Genomic DNA, 18,860 nt, shown 5'->3' on the forward strand with positions numbered 1-18,860 from the left:
GGGCTTTCCTCCGGGCGCTTCCCTTCGGTCTTGCTGTCTTGCTTTGTTCTTGCGTTTCCGACTCTATCAGACCGTTTCCCGATCCGATTTCCTCGATGCTTTCCAGGTTTCCGCTTTCGCGTTTCCCTTTCCGGCGGTCCAAACACTATCAGCGATTTTCCGTCTCTCTGACCACGGCTCTGCGGACATGCAGAACCAGACCCCGAGATAGGATCTGACAAGTTGGGTGCTGCCAGGCAAGGACGCTTGGTCGCGTCGCTCGGCCTCAAGCAGGAGTACGACTCTACATGGGGGTTTGGAGCGCGCGCAAATCGTTTGCGCGGTGCTCTAGGGCCGCCAACCGGGACCTCTCATGCGGAACCGGTAGTTCGTATGACATACCCTGCTCAACAGTGCGCCGTCCGGTACAGGCAGTGACGGCCCATATGAATCTCCACCCCTGGGAGGCTTCCCATGACCATCGTGACGTCCCCTCTTGCAGGACGCGCCATCGGACTCACCGCGGTACCGGATCCCGTCTTCTCCGGAGCGATGGTAGGCCCCGGCACGGCGATCGACCCCGTGCGTGAGCCCGGGGAGGCTGTCGCCCCCGTGGACGGGGTGATCGTCTCGCTTCACCCTCATGCCTTTGTCGTCGTCGACGCAGAGGGCCATGGCGTGCTCACGCACCTGGGCATCGACACAGTGCAGCTCAATGGCGAGGGCTTCGAGCTCCTCGTCAACAAGGGTGACACCGTGACCCGCGGTCAGGCCGTCGTGCGCTGGAACCCGGCTGCCGTCGAGGTCGCCGGCAAGTCCCCGATCTGCCCGATCGTGGCGCTCGAGGCGACGGCCGACTCCCTCTCGGATCTTCGCGAGGACGGCGATGTGAAGGCCGGCGACGCCCTTTTCAGCTGGCAGTGACATCAACAGCGCTGCCGTCATAGACGGCAGGTTCGAAAACCACCGCGGCGGCGGGACGCGCCGCACTACCGGAGACGGGTGAGATGGAGACAACGCTGCGAGGCGTCGGCGTGAGCCACGGTGTGGCGATCGGCGAGGTTCGGCACATGGGAACGGCGGTGCTTGAGCCGCCCGCCAAGCAGATCCCGGCGGAGGACGCGGAGCGCGAACAGGGGCGCGCCCGTAAGGCCGTCGAGGCTGTGGCGGCCGATCTGATGGCGCGCGGCAATCTGGCGGGGGGCGAAGCCCAGGCGGTGCTCGAGGCACAGGCCATGATGGCCCAGGACCCCGAACTGATGGCGGACGTGGATCGACGTATCGCGGTCGGCAGCACGGCCGAGCGTGCCGTCTATGACGCGTTCGCTTCCTATCGCGCGCTGCTGGCGGGTGCCGGTGAGTACCTCGCCGGTCGCGTGGCCGACCTCGATGACGTCCGGAACCGTATCGTCGCCCGGCTGCTCGGAGTGCCCATGCCGGGCGTCCCCGACAGCGACGAGCCGTACGTCCTTATTGCTCGTGACCTTGCGCCCGCGGACACGGCGCTGCTCGACCCCACCCTCGTACTCGGCTTCGTCACCGAGGAGGGCGGCCCGACCAGCCACAGCGCGATCCTCGCTCGGGCACTCGGAGTTCCCGCCGTCGTCGCGCTCCCCGGCGCCGGAGAGCTCGCCGAAGGCACGATGATCGCCGTGGACGGCAGCACCGGTGAGATCTTCGTGGAGCCGAGCGCCGAGAAGCGGGCGCAGCTGGAGGCCGCGGCTGCCGAGCGGAAGGCGGCGCTGTCTGCCTCGACCGGACCGGGTGCCACCTCCGACGGACACAAGGTGCCGCTGCTGGCGAATGTCGGCGGTCCCGCCGATGTGCCGGCCGCCGTCGAGGCCGGGGCCGAGGGTGTCGGTCTGTTCCGCACCGAGTTCCTCTTCCTGGACGACAGCAAGCAGGCGCCGTCCGAGGAGAAGCAGGTCGAGGCGTACCGGCAGGTGCTGGAGGCGTTCCCCGAGGGGCGTGTCGTGGTGCGGGTGCTGGACGCGGGCGCGGACAAGCCGCTGGAGTTCCTGACTCCGGCCGACGAGCCGAACCCGGCACTGGGTGTACGGGGTCTGCGCACCCTGCTCGACCACCCCGATGTCCTGCGGACGCAGCTGACGGCGCTCGCGAAGGCCGCGGAGGGGCTGCCGGTCTACCTCGAGGTCATGGCGCCGATGGTCGCCGACCGCATCGACGCCAAGGCGTTCGCGGACGCGTGCCGTGCCGCCGGGCTGAAGGCGAAGTTCGGCGCGATGGTGGAGATTCCGTCGGCCGCGCTGCGGGCTCGCTCGATCCTCCAGGAGGTCGAGTTCCTGTCGCTGGGGACCAATGACCTCGCGCAGTACACCTTCGCCGCCGACCGGCAGGTCGGCGCGGTGTCCCGCCTGCAGGACCCGTGGCAGCCCGCGCTGCTCGACCTGGTCGCCGTGTCCGCCGAGGCGGCGAAGGCCGAGGGCAAGAGCTGTGGTGTCTGCGGTGAGGCCGCGTCCGATCCGCTGCTCGCGTGTGTGCTGACCGGTCTGGGGGTCACCTCCCTGTCGATGGGTGCCGCGTCGATTCCTTATGTCCGGGCGACGCTCGCCAAGTACACGCTGGCGCAGTGCGAGCGTGCCGCCGCGGCGGCACGTGCCACGGACACGGCCGACGAGGCGCGCACGGCGGCCCAGGCGGTGCTGTCCGGCGAATAGCCGGGGCCGTTCGTCGAGCGACGGTTGCTCAGGGGCGCTCCACCTGTGGGTGGGGCGCCCCTTCGCGTTCAGTGCGTGTGGCCCGTCGCCTCCTCTCCGCTGCCGAGGTCGGGTGGTACGCAGTAGTCGACGCCTGACTCCGGGGAGACCAGATCTCCGGATGCGACATCGGTGCAGTAGGCGTCGAAGACCTCGCCTGCGGTGAGGGGTTGCAGGCCTTCTCCGCGCAGTCGCCATCCGTAGACGCGGTCGGTCGTGTCGGGGGTGGTGGTGCGCATGACGAGTCCTCCGGCGCTTCCGGTGGCAAGACCCAGGGCCAGGACGGTCGTGAATTCGAGGGCTTCCGCCTCGTCGAGGCAGGTGGTGCCCTCTGCGTCGTCGTCGGCCCGCAGCACCGCGACGAGTGTTTCTGGTGCCGCGGAGACGCTGCACACGAGATGGCGCTCGCCGGGGCTCGCGGTGTCGAGGACGCGGGTCAGCAGGTGGGAGGCACGGGCGAAGGACGCGCGGCCGATGTCCTCTCCGCAGGACGCGCAGTCGCCGATGCGGGCCAGGAGTGTGGTCGCGTACTCCCAGGTCGCTTTGCGGACGGCTTCGTCGACGAGGTCGGGGACTAGTTCGTCGAGGGGCTGTCCCTCGTACGCGACGGTGGGGCCGGTGGCCGCGAGTTCGGCGGTGAAGCGTGTGCGGCTGGCGGCGGTGTCGGGTTCCAGGCCGTTGTGAGTACAGAACTCCGCGTATTCCTCGGGATCGAAGAGCGCGACCGTGGTGTGGCTGCCTTGGGCTGCCAGAGTCCTCAGCAGGGATTCCACCTGGTGGAGGTAGGTCGTGTGGTCATCGAACGTGAAGGTGCGGTAGCGCCGCATCGCCGTGAAGTCGTGCTCGTCGGTCAGCAGACCGATGGTGCCGGCGATTTCGCGGCGCAGGACGCGTCGCATGGTCCGGTGCTCGGTGTGCGCCATGTTTCCCCCTGTACGCAGTCGATCAATGCTCACTCACAGTAACTGGCGGCACTGACAACGCGGTGCGGGAGAGTTGGTCGCGCACCAGGTGGTGCTGAAACAAGCAGGTCACGGCGATGGTCGCGCCGAAGGCCGTCCAGCCGAGGGGGCCGGTCGCGATGGCCGCGGTGACGGCGAGTGGTCCGATGCTGCGCTGGGCGGACTGCGCCAGTCCATGGACGCCCAGGTAGGCGCCCTGGGCCGTCCCGGGCGCGAGGGCGACGGAGAGTTCCCAGGAGACGGTGGCGTGCAGCATCTCCGCCACGGTGAAGGCGACGGCCGAGGTCGTGAGGAACAGCGTGACGGTGAAGGCTCCGCCCGTGGCCGAGAGTGCCATGGCGACGCCACCGAGAGCGAAGGCGGCGGACAGGGGGAGGAGCAGGGAGCGCGCGGCGGCCGTGGTGGCGCCGAAGCGGGCCAGGGGGACCTGAAGGGCCACGACCATCAGGTTGTTGAGAACCATGAGCAAGGGGGCGAGGCCGTGCGGGGCTTGGTCGGAGTGGGCGATCCAGAGCGGCAGGCCAACCTTGAACACCGCGTCGTCGAGGAAGAGGACGGTCTCGGTGGCGACGTACGCGAGGTAGTCGCGGTCGCGCCAGGGGTTGGCCGGCCTGGTGGTGGGGGCGGGGTCCTTGGACGTGGCGATCGTGCGTGCGGGGGACGGCGGTTCGGCGCAGCGCACGGTGAGGAGGGCGGCGGCGATGAACGACAGCGCGTCTCCTGTCAGGAGCCACTGGTAGGCGGTGGTGGTCCCGATCGTGAGAGCGGCCGCGGCGGTGAGGCCGCCCAGGGCCCATCCGGCGTTGGCGACGGTTCTGGTCACGGCCTGGTAGCGGACGCGGTGGGGTCCGGAGACGCGGGTGGCGTACAGCTTGGTGAGGACGTTGGCGGCCCTGTCGCCGAAGCTGCCGGCGGCCGAAAAGGCCAGCAGCAGAGCGTAGTTGTCGGTGGTCAGCAGGGCGAGGGAGGCCAGGGCTCGCAGGATCTGCAGGGAGATCAGGACACGGGTGAGGGGCAGGCGGTCGGCGATGCGGCCGCCGAGCGGTGCGCCGGCGATGCCGATGGCCCCCGAGACCGCGGCGAGGGTGCCGACCTGTGCCACGGACAGGCCGGTGACGTAGGTGAAATACAGGACCGACACGGCTGCCCACAGGCCGCTGCCGGTCCGGTCGACGAGGGCGATCGAGAGCATTCGTCGGCCGTCGGGGCCTCCTGGAATGCATGTCGACCATGCGGCTGCGCGGCTGATCGGTCCCATCGTTCCCCCTTGCTTCCACTTATGTACTGATACATACTTGGTAACGTGGCAACACAATATGGGATCAGCGGTACGACGGCCAAGGGAATTGCCTCGTCCGTCGAACGAGGCGTGGCCGAGGGCGCGTTGGGACCGGGTGCGGCGCTGCCTCCGGTGCGCAGGCTCGCCGACGAGCTCGGGGTGAGCCCGGGGACGGTCGCGACGGCGTACAAGGAACTGCGGCGGCGCGGGATCGTCGTGACGCGCGGGCGGGGTGGCACCGTGGTCGCCGCGGCTCCCTCGGTGGCGTCGCGACGACCACCGAAAGTGCCGGACGGACTGCGGGACCTGGCGGGTGGCCATCCCGACCCTCGGCTGCTTCCGCACCTGGTACCGCCCTCGCGGCTCTCGCCCGGCGCGCGGTCGCACCGCAGCACGCCGCGTCTGGCGCGGTTGGAGGACGCCGTGCGCGACTGGCTGAGACCGGACGGGGTGCCGACGGAACACGTGACCTTCGCGCACGGCGCGCTCGATCTGATCGGGCGACTGCTGTCGGTGGAGTTGCGTCCCGGTGACGCCGTCGCGATGGAAGACCCCGGCTATCACCACCTGCTGGACCTGGTCACCGCGCTGGGGCTGCGTACGGTCCCGGTGGCCGTGGACGACCAGGGGGTGCGGCCCGAGGCCTTGCGCGACGCGCTACGGGCCGGCGTACGAGCGGTGGTGTGCAGTCCACGGGCGCAGAATCCGTACGGTGGTCGCTTCTCGGCGGAGCGCCGCGACGCTCTGGTCGCCGTACTCCAGGAAGAGCCCGATGTGCTCGTGGTGGAGAACGACCATGCGTCCGCCGTCGCCGACGCGCCTCTTCATGCTCTGGCCGCGGGCGGCCTTGCGCGCTGGGTGCATGTGCGGACCGTGAGCAAGTTCCTCGGGACGGACCTGCGGTGGGCTGCCGCGGCCTGCGATCCGATCACACTCGCCCGGCACGACGGCCGGATGCTGCTGACCTCCGGCTGGGTCAGCCACCTGCTCCAGGAGACGGTGTACGAACTGATGACGGACGACGACACGCGCGCGTTGGTCGCCCGCGCACAGGACACGTACGCGCTGCGGCGGAACGCACTGCGACACCGACTCGCGGAACAGGGGATCCCGTCCCATTCCGTGAGCGGAATGAATGTCTGGGTACCGGTGCGCGATGAGTCGGCCGTCGTCAATGGACTGCGGTCCTACCGGTGGTGGGTCGCGGCGGGTGCGCGGTTCAGGCTCGCTTCCCCGCCCGGTGTACGGATCTCGGTCGCGGAACTCGAACCCTCCGACGCGGTGCGCCTGGCCTCGGACTTCGCTGCCGTGCTCGGCGAGTCCGAGGCCACCTACGGAGGTTGATCAGCCGCGCTTGCGGGCCAGCTCTTCGTAGAAGTGCAGCAACTCGACGTTGTCCACGGAGCCGACGTTGACCGCTTTCTCCAAAGGGGCTCCCTGGAGAAGGCGCTTGACCGGAACCTCGATGCGTTTGCCCGTGAGGGTGTGCGGGACGCCGGGCACCTCGATGACCTCGTCGGGGACGTGGCGCGGGGAGAGTTGTTCGCGGATGGTCTGCTTGATGCGGTTCAGGAGGGCCTCGTCCAGCGCGGCTCCAGGGGCGAGGTGGACGAACAGGGGCATCCAGTAGCCGCCGTCGGGCTGTTCGACACCGATGACGAGCGACTCCTTGATCTCGGGGAGGCGTTCGACGGCTTCGTAGATGTCGGCCGACCCCATGCGCACGCCCTGGCGGTTGAGCGTCGAGTCCGAGCGGCCGTGGATGACGACGGAACCGCGCGAGGTGACGGTGATCCAGTCACCGTGGCGCCACACTCCGGGATACGTGTCGAAGTAGCTGTCGTGGTAGCGGCTGCCGTCGGGATCGTTCCAGAAGCGGATGGGCATGGACGGCATCGGGTTGGTGACCACCAGCTCACCGACTTCGTCGATCAGGGGCTTGCCGCTGGGGTCCCAGGACTGGAGGTCGGTGCCGAGGCCGGGGGCCTGGAGTTCCCCGATGTACACCGGGAGCGTCGGCACCGCTCCCGCGAAGCAGGAGCACACGTCCGTGCCACCGCTGACGGAGGCGATCCACAGATCGTCGCGGACCTCGTCGTGCAGCCAGCGGAAACCGTCGGGCGGCAGCGGCGAGCCGGTCGTCGCCACGCACCGCACACGCGTGAGGTCGAAGTCCTGGGAGGGGTGGACGCCCGCCTTGCGGCACGCCATCACATACGCGGCGGACGTGCCGAAGAGGGTCGCTCCCGTGCGTTCGGCGATACGCCACTGGGCACCCGTGTCCGGGTATCCGGGGCTGCCGTCGTAGAGGACGATCGTGGTGCCCGTGAGCAGGCCGGAGACGAGGAAGTTCCACATCATCCAGCCGGTGGACGTGTACCAGAAGAAGCGGTCCTCGGGGCCGAGGTCGCAGTGCAGGCCCAGTTGCTTGAGGTGCTCGACGAGGATGCCGCCCTGGGACTGGACGATGGCCTTGGGGAGGCCGGTCGTGCCGGAGGAGTAGAGCACCCACAAAGGGTGGTCGAAAGGGACCTCTTCGAAGACGGGCGCGACGTCCGCCGAGGTCAGCTCGGACCAGTTGAGGGCACCTTCGGGGGCTTCGGTGCCGAGCAGTGGGATGTGGACGACGGCGCGCAGAGTCGGCAGTTCGCGGCGCAGCTCGGCGACCACGTCCCGGCGGTCGTGCTCCTTGCCGCCGTAGCGGTAGCCGTCGACCGTGAAGAGCACGACGGGTTCGACCTGCTGGAAGCGGTCGAGGACGCTGCGCGCGCCGAAATCGGGGGCACAGGACGTCCACACGGCCCCTACGGCGGCCGTGGCGAGCAGGGCGGCCACGGCCTGGGGAATGTTCGGGAGGTAGCCGCTGACGCGGTCCCCCGGGCGTACCCCGAGGGCGCGCAGCTCGGCGGCCAGGGAGCCGACCTGACGGCGCAGCTCGGACCAGCTCACCGGGGTCGCCTCGTGCGTCTCGTCGACGTACAGGAGCGCTGCTTCGTCGGCACGGGTCTCGGCCGCGCGCAGGGCGTGCTCGGCGTAGTTCAGGGTCGCCCCGGGGAACCATTCGGCGCCGGGCATCGAGCGGTCACCGAGCACGCGCGCGTAGGGGGTCGAAAACCGTACGTCGAACCACTCGGTGACGGCCTTCCAGAACGTGTCCAGTTCCCGTACCGACCAGCTGTGCAGTGCCGGGTAGCCGCCGTCGGACGGGGCTCCGTGGTGCTCGGCCGCCCAGGCCTGGAACTTCGTGACCTGCGCCTGGTTGATACGCCCTGGGTCGGGCTGCCAGAGCGCTGAGGGGTTCGCGGTGGACATGAATCGGCTCCCGGACTGTGTGCGTCGGTCGCGCACGAGCTGGGGTGTGCGCGTCACGCGGCTGACACGGACGATGCCATGTGATCGACTTCCGCACCAGGGTGCGCCGCAGATCGTCGTCCGCGTGAAGATGTGCCCCCATCGCGGGTGAACGGCAGTTGAACGACTCACTCATTTGGCGCAGGCAATGGCAGGGTGAGCAGCATGGACGGTCGTGACCTGGTGCGTTCGGTGAAGACGGTCGGTTCGACGGGGGCGGCCCAGGGCTTGCGTACCGTGCGGGCCGCATGGCGAAGGAGGCGTGCCGACGCCGCCGGGCTGCCGCGACGGGGGGCCGAGCGCGCGCGGGTGCCCGGCCCGGTGGAGGGGGCGGAGCCGGGGCCCGGGGGTGGGATCGTCCGGTTCGCACGGTCCGAGTTGCGCATCACGGTCGCGGTGAGCGGGGCGGTGTTCTGGGGCTGGGACGGGGCCGGTCCGGAGCCGTCCTACGCGCTCGCGGGCCGTTGCCCGGAGCCGGACCCGCGGGCCGTTCTGGAGCCCGACAAGGACGGCGGCTGGCGGGTGGTGGCCGAACGGGTGACGGTCGTCGTCTCGCGACACGGCGCCGTCGAGGTGCGAACCCCGGGTGGTGTGATCCTGCGCCGTGATCTGCCGCCCCGTTGGTGGGAGCCTGCCGACGGGGGCGGCGCGCGGTGGATGCAGCGCTCGGAAGTGGCCGCCGACGCACGGTTCTTCGGTCTGGGCGGGCGCGCGGCCGGTCCCAGGCTGCGGGACGGGACGTACCGGCTGTGGAACACGGATCCCGGGCACGCCTTCGCGCCGGGCGACGATCCGCTGTACATCACGATGCCCGTGCAGATGGTGGTCTCCGACGCGGGCACACATCTCGTGTTCCATGACACCTCCTGGGACGGCACGGTGACCCTGCGCGAGGGCGAGGAGGGCGCGGGGTCGGGGCACGACCGGGCGGGCTCGTGCGAGTTGCGGATGGACGGCGGCCCGCTGCGCTGCTGGTTGATGGTGGGCACCCCCGCGCGCGTGCTGCACGCCTGGGCCTCGCTCACCGGGGCCCCGGCGCTGCCGCCCGCGTGGGCGCTGGGACACCATCACGCGCGCTGGGGCTTCGGCAGCGAGCAGGAGGTGCGGCGGATCATCGCGGGCTATCAGGAGCGCGGTCTGCCCCTCGACGCGGTCCACCTGGACATCGATCACTACGACGCCCTCCAGGTGTTCACGGTGGACCGGGAGCGCTTCCCGAAGCTGCCGGTGCTCGCCGAGGAGCTGCGCCGCGACGGCATCCGGCTCGTGTCGATCGTCGACCCGGCGGTCAAGGCCGCACCGGGCAACGCGGTGTACGACAGTGGTCTCGCCGAGGACGCCTTCGTGCGGGACGGCTCGGGCCGGCTTGTACGGGGAGTCGTGTGGCCCGGGGAGTCGGTCTATCCGGACTTCACGCACACGCGTGTGCGGGAGTGGTGGGGCGGCCTCTACGAGGAACGGCTGGCGCAGGGGTTCGCGGGATTCTGGCACGACATGAACGAGCCGACGTCGTTCACGGCGTTCGGGGAGTCGACGCTGCCGAGGTCGGCTCGGCACTCCTTGGAGGGACGCGGCGGCGACCATCGTGAGGCGCACAACGTCTATGCCCTGGGCATGGCACGAGCCGCGTACGAGGGTCTGCGCGAGCTGGATCCCCAGGAGCGGCCGTTCCTCTTCTCGCGCTCCGGGTGGGCCGGAATGCAGCGCTACGGAGGGACCTGGTCCGGAGATGTGGCCACGGGCTGGCCCGGGCTGCGGGCCTCGCTGTCACTGGTGATGGGGCTCGGGCTGTGCGGGGTTCCGTACTCGGGTCCCGACGTGGGCGGATTCGACGGCAGCCCGTCTCCCGAGCTGTACCTGCGATGGTTCCAGCTCGGCGCGTATCTGCCGCTGTTCCGTACGCACGCGAGTCTGCGGGCGGGGCGCCGGGAGCCGTGGGAGTTCGGTGACGACGTACTGGAGCACGCGCGCGCGGCTCTCGTCGAGCGGCGGCGGCTGCTCCCGTACTTCATGACGCTGGCGCTGCTGGCGCGCCGCACGGGCGCACCCTATGTGCGGCCCCTGTGGTGGGCGGCGCCGGAGGACCGGGCGCTCAGGGACTGCGAGGACGCCTTCATGCTGGGTGACAGCCTCCTTGTGGCACCGGTGCTGGACCACGGGGCCGACCGTCGTGCGGTGCAGCTGCCCCGGGGGCGTTGGTACGACACGGTCACCGAGGAGACTTACGAGGGGCCGGCTCAGGTGTTGCTCGATGCCCCCTTGTCGCGGATTCCGGTGCTGGCGCGCGCGGGTGCCGTCGTGCCCGTCCGGGGCGACGACGGTGGCCTGGAGCTGGAGGCGTGGGCTCCGGCGCGCGGGCGGGTCGGGGGCGGGCTCGCCGTGCCGGACCGCGGCGACGGCTGGGACGAGCCCGAGCTCGAACGCTACGTGACCCGCTGGGAGGGGCAGCACGTGGTCGTGCGGCGGGCCGGAGAGGGCGGAGCGGGCAAGCCGGAGTATCCGGTCCGGGTGCGGGGCCTCGGGGCGCGTTGACGGCCTCCGAGAACCCCGTGGGGCCCCCTCAGACGTACCGTCCCTCGAACCATGCGCGCGCCGCCAAGGTGTGCAGCGGGAAGGCGAGCTCGGTGGGCCGGCGCAGCAGGTGCCAGCCCTCGGTCTCGTCCGTGGCGGCGGACGGCGGCAGTTCGGCGGCCGGGCGCTCCGGTAGGAGCCCGAAGAGCAGCAGGTGACCGGCGGGAGAGCTCATCGCGTCGGCGAGCCGCACCTCGCGGCTCGCCACGTCGATTCCCGTCTCCTCCTTGAGTTCCCGGGCGACGGCGTGCCGCCAGTCCTCCCGGTGGTCGATGAACCCTCCGGGCAGCGCGATGCCCCCGCGCGCGGGGGCGATGGTCCGGGTGATGACGACCAGGGCGGTGCCCCTGTCGTCGTACACGGGCTGCAGGGCCACCGCGACCGGCAGCGGATTGCGGTAGGCCACGCCGCCGCAGACGGCGCAGGTGCGGGGCCAGCCGGAGTTGTCTTCTCCGTAGGGTGCTCCGCAGCTCGAACAGTGCGAGTCCGGCGCGAAGTCGGCGGGCGGGTGCGGGGTTGCGGACACGCCGCGGACTGTAGCCGATCACTTCGCGCTCGTCTTCGGGTGCCTCATCAGGTGCGGTCCGGGCGCCTGTCCAAGTGCGTCTCGTGATGCGGTCCGCCCCGCCGCCACGGGGCGGACCGGCCCGGCTCAGGGGGATGAAGTCAGTGACTTCTTGGACACGGGGAAGTCGAAGTACGTGTCGGGGTAGGGCTCGGGCTTGTACGTGTAGTGCCACCACTCCTCGGCGAGGTTGACGAATCCGAGGTCTTCGAGGGTGCTCTTCAGGAGCAGCCGGTTGGCTCGCTGCACGCCCTGGACGCGTGGGTCCAGCGTGTGCGCGAGGGTGTCGAAGCAGTCGAAGCCTGTACCCATGTCGACGGAGTTGTCCGGGAAGCGGTCGGCCTGGGGCGCGTAGCAGGACACGAGGGGTTCTCCGGGGACGTACGGGCGGGTCGGCTTCGCCGGCAGCCGCACGATCGTGAGGTCCATCGTCGAGCCACGGCTGTGTCCGGACTTCTCGGCGATGTAACCGTCCTCGAACAGACGGGTCTTGTCGACCTGCGGATAGAACTCGGGCTTCATCGCCTGGTCGTCGAGGTCCTCGGCCCAGCGCACGAAGTGGTCGACGGCGCGTTGCGGCCGGTAGCAGTCGTACACCTTGAGGGTGTAGCCCTCGTGCAGCAGTGTCACCTGGGCCTTGTGGAGGGCTTCGGCGGCGGGTCGGGTGAGGATGCAGATGGGCTGCCGGTAGCCGTCGACGCGCTCGCCCACGAAGTTGTGCGGCGTGAAGTAGCGCATCTCCTGGATGATCGTCGGGTCCGCGGATCCCAGGGCCACGAAGTCCTCGGGAGCCTTGGGCTCGGGCGTCGCCCGGGCGGTGGCGGAGGCGGCGGTCACGGCCAGTAAGGCGGCGAGCGTGGTCACCAGACCGCGTACGGCGGTGGAGAGTCGTGTCATGCCCCCTGCATCTATCAGGTGCGGGATCCGTCGGGGAAGGGATCACGGGCGGTCGGGCACCATCGAGTGAGGGAATCGGCGGATCGCCCAACGGGCCCCGGAGCCGCACCGGGAGGCACAGCCGGAACCACCCCCGTGGGCCCCGGCCGCACCTCCCGATACTCCGACGCCCAGGAGGCCTGCACGGTTCTCTCCGTCGCGCTGCCCATTTCCCGATGCCCGTGGCACACTTCTGACGTTCCGTCAGATCCAGCGTCATGGAGGGGTCTTGTCGCGTACACGCACACCCGTGGTCACCGGATGGTTCGCCGGGGACGGGGGCGACTTCCGTCTCCTCGGCACGCGCTGCTCCGCGTGCGCCTCGGTCTTCTTCCCCCGCGAGGACGCCTTCTGCCGCAATCCGGGGTGCCAGGGCGGTGAGCTGACCGAGGTTCCGCTGTCCCGGCGCGGTCGGATCTGGTCGTACACCGACAGCCGCTACCGGCCCCCGTCACCGTATGTGACCGATCCGGAACTCTCGTGGGAACCCTATGCGTTGATCGCTGTGGAACTGGAATCCGAGCGACTCGTCGTACTCGGCCAGACGATTCCCGGGATCACCGTCTCCGACCTGGCGGTGGGCATGGAGGTGGAGGTCGTCCCCGGTGTGCTGAACGAGGACGAGGAGACGACCTGGACGACGTGGCACTGGCGGCCGACGGGGGTGACGGCATGAAGGGCATGTGGCGTACGGGTGACGGCATGAGCGGTGAGGTGGCGGTGCTCGGCGCGGGCATGCACCCGTGGGGCAAGTGGGGGCGCGGATTCGTCGCGTACGGGGTCGTGGCGGCGCGTGCTGCACTGGCCGACGCGGGGATCGACTGGCGGGACGTCGGCTCGGTCGTGGGCGCGGACACCGTGCGCGCCGGCTATCCGGGGTACGTGGCGGGAGCGACGTTCGCGAAGGCCCTGGGCTGGCAGGGAGCACGGGTCACGAGTGTGTACGCCGCGTGTGCGTCGGGGGCGCAGGCCATCAACACGGCGCGAACGCAGATCCTTTCGGGCCTCGCGGACGTGGTCCTCGTGGTCGGTGCCGACGCGGCGCCCAAGGGATTCTTCCGTCCGGCGGGCGGGGACAGGCCGGACGATCCCGACTGGCTGCGGTTCCGGGTCCTCGGAGCGACGAATCCGACGTACTTCGGGCTGTACGCGCGGCGGCGGATGGCCGTGCACGGGGACACCCTGGAGGACTTCGCGCAGGTCAAGGTGAAGAACGCCGCCCTGGGCGCGCTGAACCCGAACGCGCGGTACCGCAAGAGGGTCACGGCCGAAGAGGTCGCGGGCTCCGCCGTCGTCGCCGACCCGTTGCGGCTGCTCGACATCTGTGCGACGTCCGACGGGGGCGCCGCCCTCGTGCTGGCGAGCATGGACTTCGCGCGACGGCACGGGGCGGCGGACCCCGTACGGATCCGCGCGGTGTCGACGGTGACACCGCGCTACCCCACCACCGTGCTCGACCTCCCGGACATCGCCACGGACTCCGCCGTCGCGGTGGAACCCGCGGCCGGCACCTTCCGGGCCTCGATCGCGCGGGCGGCGTACGAGGAGGCGGGCATCGGTCCCGAGGACCTCTCGCTCGCCGAGGTGTACGACCTGTCCACGGCCCTGGAACTGCAGTGGTACGAGGACCTGGGGCTGTGCGGGGACGGGGAGGCCGCGAAGCTGCTGCGGGAGGGTGCCACGTCGCTGGGCGGGCGCATACCGGTGAATGTCAGCGGCGGACTGGCCTCCTTCGGAGAAGCCGTTCCGGCGCAGGCCATAGCCCAGGTGTGCGAGCTGACATGGCAGCTGCGCGGGGACGCGGGCGACCGGCAGGTCGCGGGCGCGCGCGTGGGAATCACGGCGAATCAGGGGCTGTTCGGACACGGTTCGTCGGTCGTCGCCGTCCGCTGAGTCGGCGGCCGGCCGAACGCACCGCGTCCGGGCGCGGCGTGCGCGGCGAAGACGACCGTCCACTGGCGCTCGCCCCGCGGCCGTCAGTACTCGGTGTGACGACCCCGGAATGCTGCGTGAACAGCTCGTGAATCGCGCCCGGGCGTGCACGGGCGGGGCCAGGATGCTCCCGTGCCCTCCTGGACGGATACTGTCCGCTTCGCCTTCCAGCCGGTCGTCAATCTGACGACCGGAGGGGTTGCGGCGCTGGAGATACTCGCCCGTCCCGAATCCGGTGACATCCTGGCACAGGCCCGCCGCGACCCCGAACTCGACGGGCGGCTGGCGGCGTTGGCGATGCGCGCAGCGGCCCGCAGGGAGACGATGCTGCCGCTGCACGTGAATGTCTTCGCCGGGACACTGGCCGATCTCGGACGGCTCGCCGCGCTGCGCGACGCCGTGCGCGAGGCCGGTCGGCTGCCGTGGGAGGTGACGATCGACATCGGTCCGCCGTACACGCACGTGCCGCACCAGGGCCTGCTGGAGGCGGTGTCCACGGTGCGGAGCGAAGGTTTCCGGATCTGTGCGGACGGGGTGGGCGACGGCGACGTACCCCTGCGGCTGCTCACGGACCTCGCGCCCGAGCTGGTGAAACTCGATGCGTCCCTGCTGACGCGGCCGGCGGCGGTCAGGGCGATGCGGACGCTGTGCGAGCAGTTGGGCGCGCTGCTGTCCGTGGAGGGCGTCGAGACGGAGCTGCAGTGCGCGGCCGCGGTGTCGGCGGGGGCGCAGCTGGCGCAGGGCGAGCTCTTCGCGCCGCCCGCACGGCTGCCCGTCGCGGACGTATACGTTCCGGCCCTCTCCCCCGGCGTCGCGGCGGCCCCCCGGTCGGGACCGTCGGTGCGGCAGTTCGTGCGGCCCGCCGCGCTGCTGCCCGCGACGGCGTCCGCGGGGCAGGTGCGGGCGCTGCTCACCGGCTCGCCCGACGTGTCCGGTGTGCTGCTCGTGGATCCCTCCGGGATCCCGGTCCGCTCGGTGCACCGGTCACGCTTCCTGCTGTCGATGTCGGGACCGTACGGGCATGCCCTGTACGCCGACCGGCCGGCCGCCAAGCTCGGAGATCCGCCGCGTACGGTCGGCGTCGACGCGACCGCGTGGGAGGTCCTCGACGTGGTGGCGGACGGCGAGCGGGACCGTACGTCGGACGATGTCGCGGTCGTCGATCACTACGGGCGGTGCGTGGGGGTCGTACGCCTGGCCGATCTCGTACGAGCGCTCTCCGAGAGCCGGGTCGAGGAGGCAGCCGGGCTCAACCCGCTGACCAGGCTGCCCGGTTCGGACGCGATCACCGGCGAGGTGGACCGGCGGATCGCCGACGGCCGGACGTTCGCGCTCAGTTGGCTCGATGTCGACCATTTCAAGCAGGTCAACGACGGAGCGGGCTTCGCCGCGGGCGACGAGCTGATCCGGGAGGTCGGGCGGACGCTACAGCACGCGGCTTCCGGGACGACCCGGGTGGGACACATCGGCGGCGACGACTTCCTGGTCCTCGCCGATCCGGAGACTCTCGGCCCGCTGGCCGGCACGGTACTCGACGCGCCCTGGTCGGCGGGCGGACGTCCCGTCACCTTGTCGCTGGCCACGGTCCTGTGCGCACCGGGCACAGTGACCGACCACCGACAGGCGGCGGCCTGTCTGGCACCGCTCAAGCAGGCAGCCAAGGCTCTGAGCGGGGCGAGTTGGGTGCTGGGGCGGGCGGGACTGCCGGGACATGAGGTCCTGCGTGGTTCGGGGGCGGAGCGAGCACAGGCCGGTTGAGCGACGGACCGGGAGGGTTCTGAGCAACGGCCGTGCCGCCCGGGGCCCCTGTGACGGGTGAGGGCGAAGGGACGGCCTGCCCGAGACCGTGCCCCGGGCAGGCCCGTACCGTGTCCTGATCTTGGCTCGTTCACGGCCTTCAACCGTTGCCGTCGGCGACCTTGACGGCCTCTGGGCGCCGGTGAACACTTCCGGATGTCAGTCGGCATCGCCGCATTCGGGCGTCTTCAGGCACCGCACCGCTCGGGTTCCCGACCTGTTTCCAAGGTCGTCCCCCACGGGCGATTCCGCTGCGACGGCACGCTCGTCACGGACGCCGGGCGGGGCGCGGGACCTCCCTGCCTTCGGCTGAAGTAGCCATGGGAAACGCACCCCGCACGGTGGCCCGGAGCGGACCGCTCCGGGCGAAGCCTAGGAGCCGCCATGAGCAACGGCGACATTTTTGTCGGCGAGTTGATCGGCACTGCGATTCTGATTCTGTTCGGCGCGGGGGTCTGCGCCGCGGTCACCCTCAACAAGTCCAAGGCGCAGGGCGCCGGCTGGGTCGTCATCGCGTTCGGATGGGGTTTCGGCGTGCTCGCCGGTGCCTACACCGCGGCGCCGCTGTCCGGCGGTCAGATCAACCCGGCCGTGACCATCGGTTTCGCCATCGAGGGCTCGACGAAGTGGGAGGACGTGCCCTTCTACATTCTGGGCCAGTTCACAGGCGCCATCATCGGCGCCGTGCTCTGCTGGCTGCTCTACCTCGGCCAGTTCAACCTCAACGCCGACGAGGACAAGGCCATCGAGACGCTGGGCATCTTCTCAACCCGGCCAGAGATCAACCATCCCGTGCAGAACCTCATCACCGAGACCATCGCCACCATCGGCCTGATGCTGCCCATTCTGGCCATGGTCGGCGGCCACAAACACGTGGCCGGGATCGGCGACGCGGGACTGCCCGTCCAGCTCATCGCGTTCCTCGTGGTCGGTATCGGACTCTCGCTGGGCGGGCCCACCGGGTACGCCATCAACCCGGCCCGTGACCTGGGACCGCGCCTCACCCACGCATTGCTGCCAATTCCCAACAAGGGCACCTCGGAGTGGAGTTACTCCTGGATCCCGGTGGTCGGCCCGATCGCCGGTGCCGCCATCGGGGCCGCGATCTACAACGCAGCCTTCTGACGAGAACGCAGGCTTCCAACGCAGCCTTCTGACGAAGAAGACGTAAGGGGACGTCATGACGGAGAACGCCGAGAAATACGTCGCCGCAATCGACCAGGGCACCACCTCCAGCCGCTGCATCATCTTCGACCGGAGCGGCGCGATCGTCGCCGTCGACCAGCGCGAGCACCGCCAGATCTTCCCCAAACCGGGCTGGGTGGAACACGACGCCACCGAGATCTGGTCCAAGGTGCAGGCGGTCGTCGCGGGAGCGATCGCCAAGGCGGGGCTGCGCGCCGACCAGCTGAGCGCGCTCGGCATCACCAACCAGCGCGAGACGACGGTCCTGTGGGACCGGGCCACCGGCAAGCCCGTGCACAACGCGATCGTGTGGCAGGACACCCGGACCTCGGCGCTCTGCAATCAGCTGGGCGGCACGGACGGCCAGGACCGCTTCCGCGAACAGACCGGCCTGCCGCTGGCCAGCTACTTCTCCGGCCCCAAGGCGGCCTGGCTGCTCGACAACGTGCCGGGGCTGCGCGCGCGTGCCGAGCGCGGCGAGATCGCCTTCGGCACCATCGACTCCTGGCTGATCTGGAACCTGACCGGCGGCACGGACGGCGGTCGGCACGTCACCGACGTCACCAACGCCGGGCGCACCATGCTGATGAACCTGGAGACCCTTCAGTGGGACCCGTCGATCCTCGCGGCGATGAACATCCCCGAGGCGGTGCTGCCCGAGATCAGGTCGTCGGCCGAGGTGTACGGCACCGCCGTGGGCCAGCTGGCGGGCGTCCCCGTCGCCTCGGCGCTCGGCGACCAGCAGGCGGCGGTCTTCGGGCAGGCCTGCTACGACGTGGGCACCGCCAAGAACACGTACGGCACCGGCAGCTTCCTGCTGCTCAACACCGGCAACCGGCCCGTCCCCTCGAAGAACGGGCTGCTGACGACCATGGGCTACAAGATCGGCGGCGAGGCGCCCGTCTACTGCCTCGAAGGGTCGATCGCGATCACCGGCGCCCTGGTGCAGTGGTTCCGCGACCAACTAGGCATCATCCGCAACGCCGACGAGATCGAAACGCTGGCCGCGAGCGTCGACGACAACGGCGGCGCGTACATCGTTCCGGCGTTCTCGGGCCTGTTCGCGCCCTACTGGCGCTCCGACGCGCGCGGTGTCGTCACCGGCCTCACCCGGTACGTCACCAAGGCGCACCTCGCCCGCGCGGTCCTGGAGGCGACGAGCTGGCAGACCCGTGAGGTCGTGGACGCCATGTTCCAGGACTCCGGCGTGCAGATCACCACCCTGAAGGTGGACGGCGGCATGACCAAGAACAATCTGCTGATGCAGCACCAGGCGGATGTCCTGGGCGTGCCGGTGATCCGTCCCCGGGTGTCCGAGACGACCTGTCTGGGCGCGGCCTACGCGGCCGGGCTCGCGACCGGTGTGTGGAACGACCTCGACGAGCTGAAGTCGCACTGGCAGAAGGACGTCGAGTGGACACCGTCCATGGAGGCCTCCGTACGCGACCGTGAGTACCACAACTGGCGCAAGGCGGTGGAGAAGAGCTTCGGCTGGCACGATGACAACGTCAGCTGAGTCAGGGGTCCACGCGCGCGTGCGTCTCGCGTGAGCCACACGCGTGTGCGGGACGACGGCCCGTACCCCG

Annotated in this window: 14 protein-coding genes; 9 read left to right on the forward strand and 5 right to left on the reverse strand. The window is 70.3% G+C overall.

Features of this window, described 5'->3' with window-relative positions; all coding sequences use genetic code 11:
- The first annotated feature begins 453 nt into the window (after window positions 1-453).
- Together ACZ7M2_RS34485 and ptsP are read left to right on the forward strand one after the other, a co-directional pair.
- A complete protein-coding gene (locus tag ACZ7M2_RS34485) occupies window positions 454-903 on the forward strand; it encodes a PTS sugar transporter subunit IIA (RefSeq protein ID WP_099923862.1) in 450 nt (149 codons plus the stop codon).
- Window positions 904-986: 83 nt separating this feature from the next.
- Window positions 987-2,657, forward strand: a complete 1,671-nt coding sequence (gene ptsP / locus ACZ7M2_RS34490; protein WP_352049185.1) for a phosphoenolpyruvate--protein phosphotransferase — start codon at window positions 987-989, stop codon at window positions 2,655-2,657.
- 68 nt (window positions 2,658-2,725) lie between these two features.
- Here the strand turns inward: ptsP and ACZ7M2_RS34495 are convergent, their stop codons facing one another.
- Window positions 2,726-3,619 carry a hypothetical protein gene (locus tag ACZ7M2_RS34495; RefSeq protein WP_471598658.1) on the reverse strand — a complete coding sequence of 298 codons (894 nt, stop codon included), beginning with the start codon at window positions 3,617-3,619 and terminating at the stop codon, window positions 2,726-2,728.
- Between the two features lie 22 nt (window positions 3,620-3,641).
- On the reverse strand, window positions 3,642-4,850 hold the full coding sequence (locus tag ACZ7M2_RS34500; RefSeq protein WP_471598659.1) for an MFS transporter: 1,209 nt from the start codon (window positions 4,848-4,850) through the stop codon (window positions 3,642-3,644).
- Window positions 4,851-4,961: 111 nt separating this feature from the next.
- Here ACZ7M2_RS34500 and ACZ7M2_RS34505 point away from each other — a divergent pair, with 111 nt between their 5' ends.
- Window positions 4,962-6,281 (forward strand): aminotransferase class I/II-fold pyridoxal phosphate-dependent enzyme, encoded by a 1,320-nt coding sequence (locus ACZ7M2_RS34505; protein WP_471598660.1) that lies wholly within the window; start codon window positions 4,962-4,964, stop codon window positions 6,279-6,281.
- Here the strand turns inward: ACZ7M2_RS34505 and ACZ7M2_RS34510 are convergent, their stop codons facing one another.
- A complete protein-coding gene (locus tag ACZ7M2_RS34510) occupies window positions 6,282-8,249 on the reverse strand; it encodes an acetoacetate--CoA ligase (protein WP_471598661.1) in 1,968 nt (655 codons plus the stop codon). It lies immediately after the preceding gene.
- A gap of 204 nt (window positions 8,250-8,453) precedes the next feature.
- Here ACZ7M2_RS34510 and ACZ7M2_RS34515 point away from each other — a divergent pair, with 204 nt between their 5' ends.
- Window positions 8,454-10,820: a glycoside hydrolase family 31 protein gene (locus tag ACZ7M2_RS34515; protein WP_471598662.1), complete on the forward strand. Its 2,367-nt coding sequence runs from the start codon at window positions 8,454-8,456 to the stop codon at window positions 10,818-10,820.
- Between the two features lie 28 nt (window positions 10,821-10,848).
- On the opposite strand, the gene ACZ7M2_RS34520 is transcribed toward ACZ7M2_RS34515, so the two are convergent.
- Together ACZ7M2_RS34520 and ACZ7M2_RS34525 are read right to left on the reverse strand one after the other, a co-directional pair.
- Complete coding sequence (locus tag ACZ7M2_RS34520; protein WP_471598663.1) at window positions 10,849-11,385, reverse strand: NUDIX domain-containing protein; 537 nt, start codon at window positions 11,383-11,385, stop codon at window positions 10,849-10,851.
- Window positions 11,386-11,511: 126 nt separating this feature from the next.
- The gene (locus ACZ7M2_RS34525; RefSeq protein WP_471598664.1) at window positions 11,512-12,321 is read right to left on the reverse strand and encodes a M15 family metallopeptidase; all 810 of its coding nucleotides are present in this window, start codon (window positions 12,319-12,321) and stop codon (window positions 11,512-11,514) included.
- Between the two features lie 289 nt (window positions 12,322-12,610).
- On the opposite strand from ACZ7M2_RS34525, the gene ACZ7M2_RS34530 reads away from it, so the two are divergent.
- The 5 genes from ACZ7M2_RS34530 (at window position 12,611) to glpK (ending at window position 18,790) form a co-directional block, all read left to right on the forward strand.
- Window positions 12,611-13,036, forward strand: a complete 426-nt coding sequence (locus ACZ7M2_RS34530) for a Zn-ribbon domain-containing OB-fold protein (RefSeq protein WP_471598820.1) — start codon at window positions 12,611-12,613, stop codon at window positions 13,034-13,036.
- Between the two features lie 26 nt (window positions 13,037-13,062).
- Window positions 13,063-14,253: a lipid-transfer protein gene (locus tag ACZ7M2_RS34535; RefSeq protein ID WP_471598821.1), complete on the forward strand. Its 1,191-nt coding sequence runs from the start codon at window positions 13,063-13,065 to the stop codon at window positions 14,251-14,253.
- Between the two features lie 171 nt (window positions 14,254-14,424).
- Window positions 14,425-16,050 carry an EAL domain-containing protein gene (locus tag ACZ7M2_RS34540; RefSeq protein WP_471598665.1) on the forward strand — a complete coding sequence of 542 codons (1,626 nt, stop codon included), beginning with the start codon at window positions 14,425-14,427 and terminating at the stop codon, window positions 16,048-16,050.
- Between the two features lie 423 nt (window positions 16,051-16,473).
- The gene (locus tag ACZ7M2_RS34545; RefSeq protein WP_471598666.1) at window positions 16,474-17,214 is read left to right on the forward strand and encodes an MIP/aquaporin family protein; all 741 of its coding nucleotides are present in this window, start codon (window positions 16,474-16,476) and stop codon (window positions 17,212-17,214) included.
- Window positions 17,215-17,269: 55 nt separating this feature from the next.
- Entirely contained in the window at window positions 17,270-18,790 is a 1,521-nt protein-coding gene (glpK, locus tag ACZ7M2_RS34550) for a glycerol kinase GlpK (RefSeq protein WP_471598667.1), read from the forward strand.
- Window positions 18,791-18,860 lie beyond the last annotated feature (70 nt).

Source organism: Streptomyces sp. NPDC111507, assembly GCF_055638955.1.

Bases quoted from the DNA above. Each gene is read 5' to 3' on its own strand.
- ACZ7M2_RS34485 (WP_099923862.1), top strand. From the start codon at position 454: ATGACCATCGTGACGTCCCCTCTTGCAGGACGCGCCATCGGACTCACC.
- ptsP (WP_352049185.1), top strand. From the start codon at position 987: ATGGAGACAACGCTGCGAGGCGTCGGCGTGAGCCACGGTGTGGCGATC.
- ACZ7M2_RS34495 (WP_471598658.1), bottom strand. From the start codon at position 3,619: ATGGCGCACACCGAGCACCGGACCATGCGACGCGTCCTGCGCCGCGAA.
- ACZ7M2_RS34500 (WP_471598659.1), bottom strand. From the start codon at position 4,850: ATGCTCTCGATCGCCCTCGTCGACCGGACCGGCAGCGGCCTGTGGGCA.
- ACZ7M2_RS34510 (WP_471598661.1), bottom strand. From the start codon at position 8,249: ATGTCCACCGCGAACCCCTCAGCGCTCTGGCAGCCCGACCCAGGGCGT.
- ACZ7M2_RS34515 (WP_471598662.1), top strand. From the start codon at position 8,454: ATGGACGGTCGTGACCTGGTGCGTTCGGTGAAGACGGTCGGTTCGACG.
- ACZ7M2_RS34525 (WP_471598664.1), bottom strand. From the start codon at position 12,321: ATGACACGACTCTCCACCGCCGTACGCGGTCTGGTGACCACGCTCGCC.
- ACZ7M2_RS34535 (WP_471598821.1), top strand. From the start codon at position 13,063: ATGAGCGGTGAGGTGGCGGTGCTCGGCGCGGGCATGCACCCGTGGGGC.
- ACZ7M2_RS34545 (WP_471598666.1), top strand. From the start codon at position 16,474: ATGAGCAACGGCGACATTTTTGTCGGCGAGTTGATCGGCACTGCGATT.
- glpK (WP_471598667.1), top strand. From the start codon at position 17,270: ATGACGGAGAACGCCGAGAAATACGTCGCCGCAATCGACCAGGGCACC.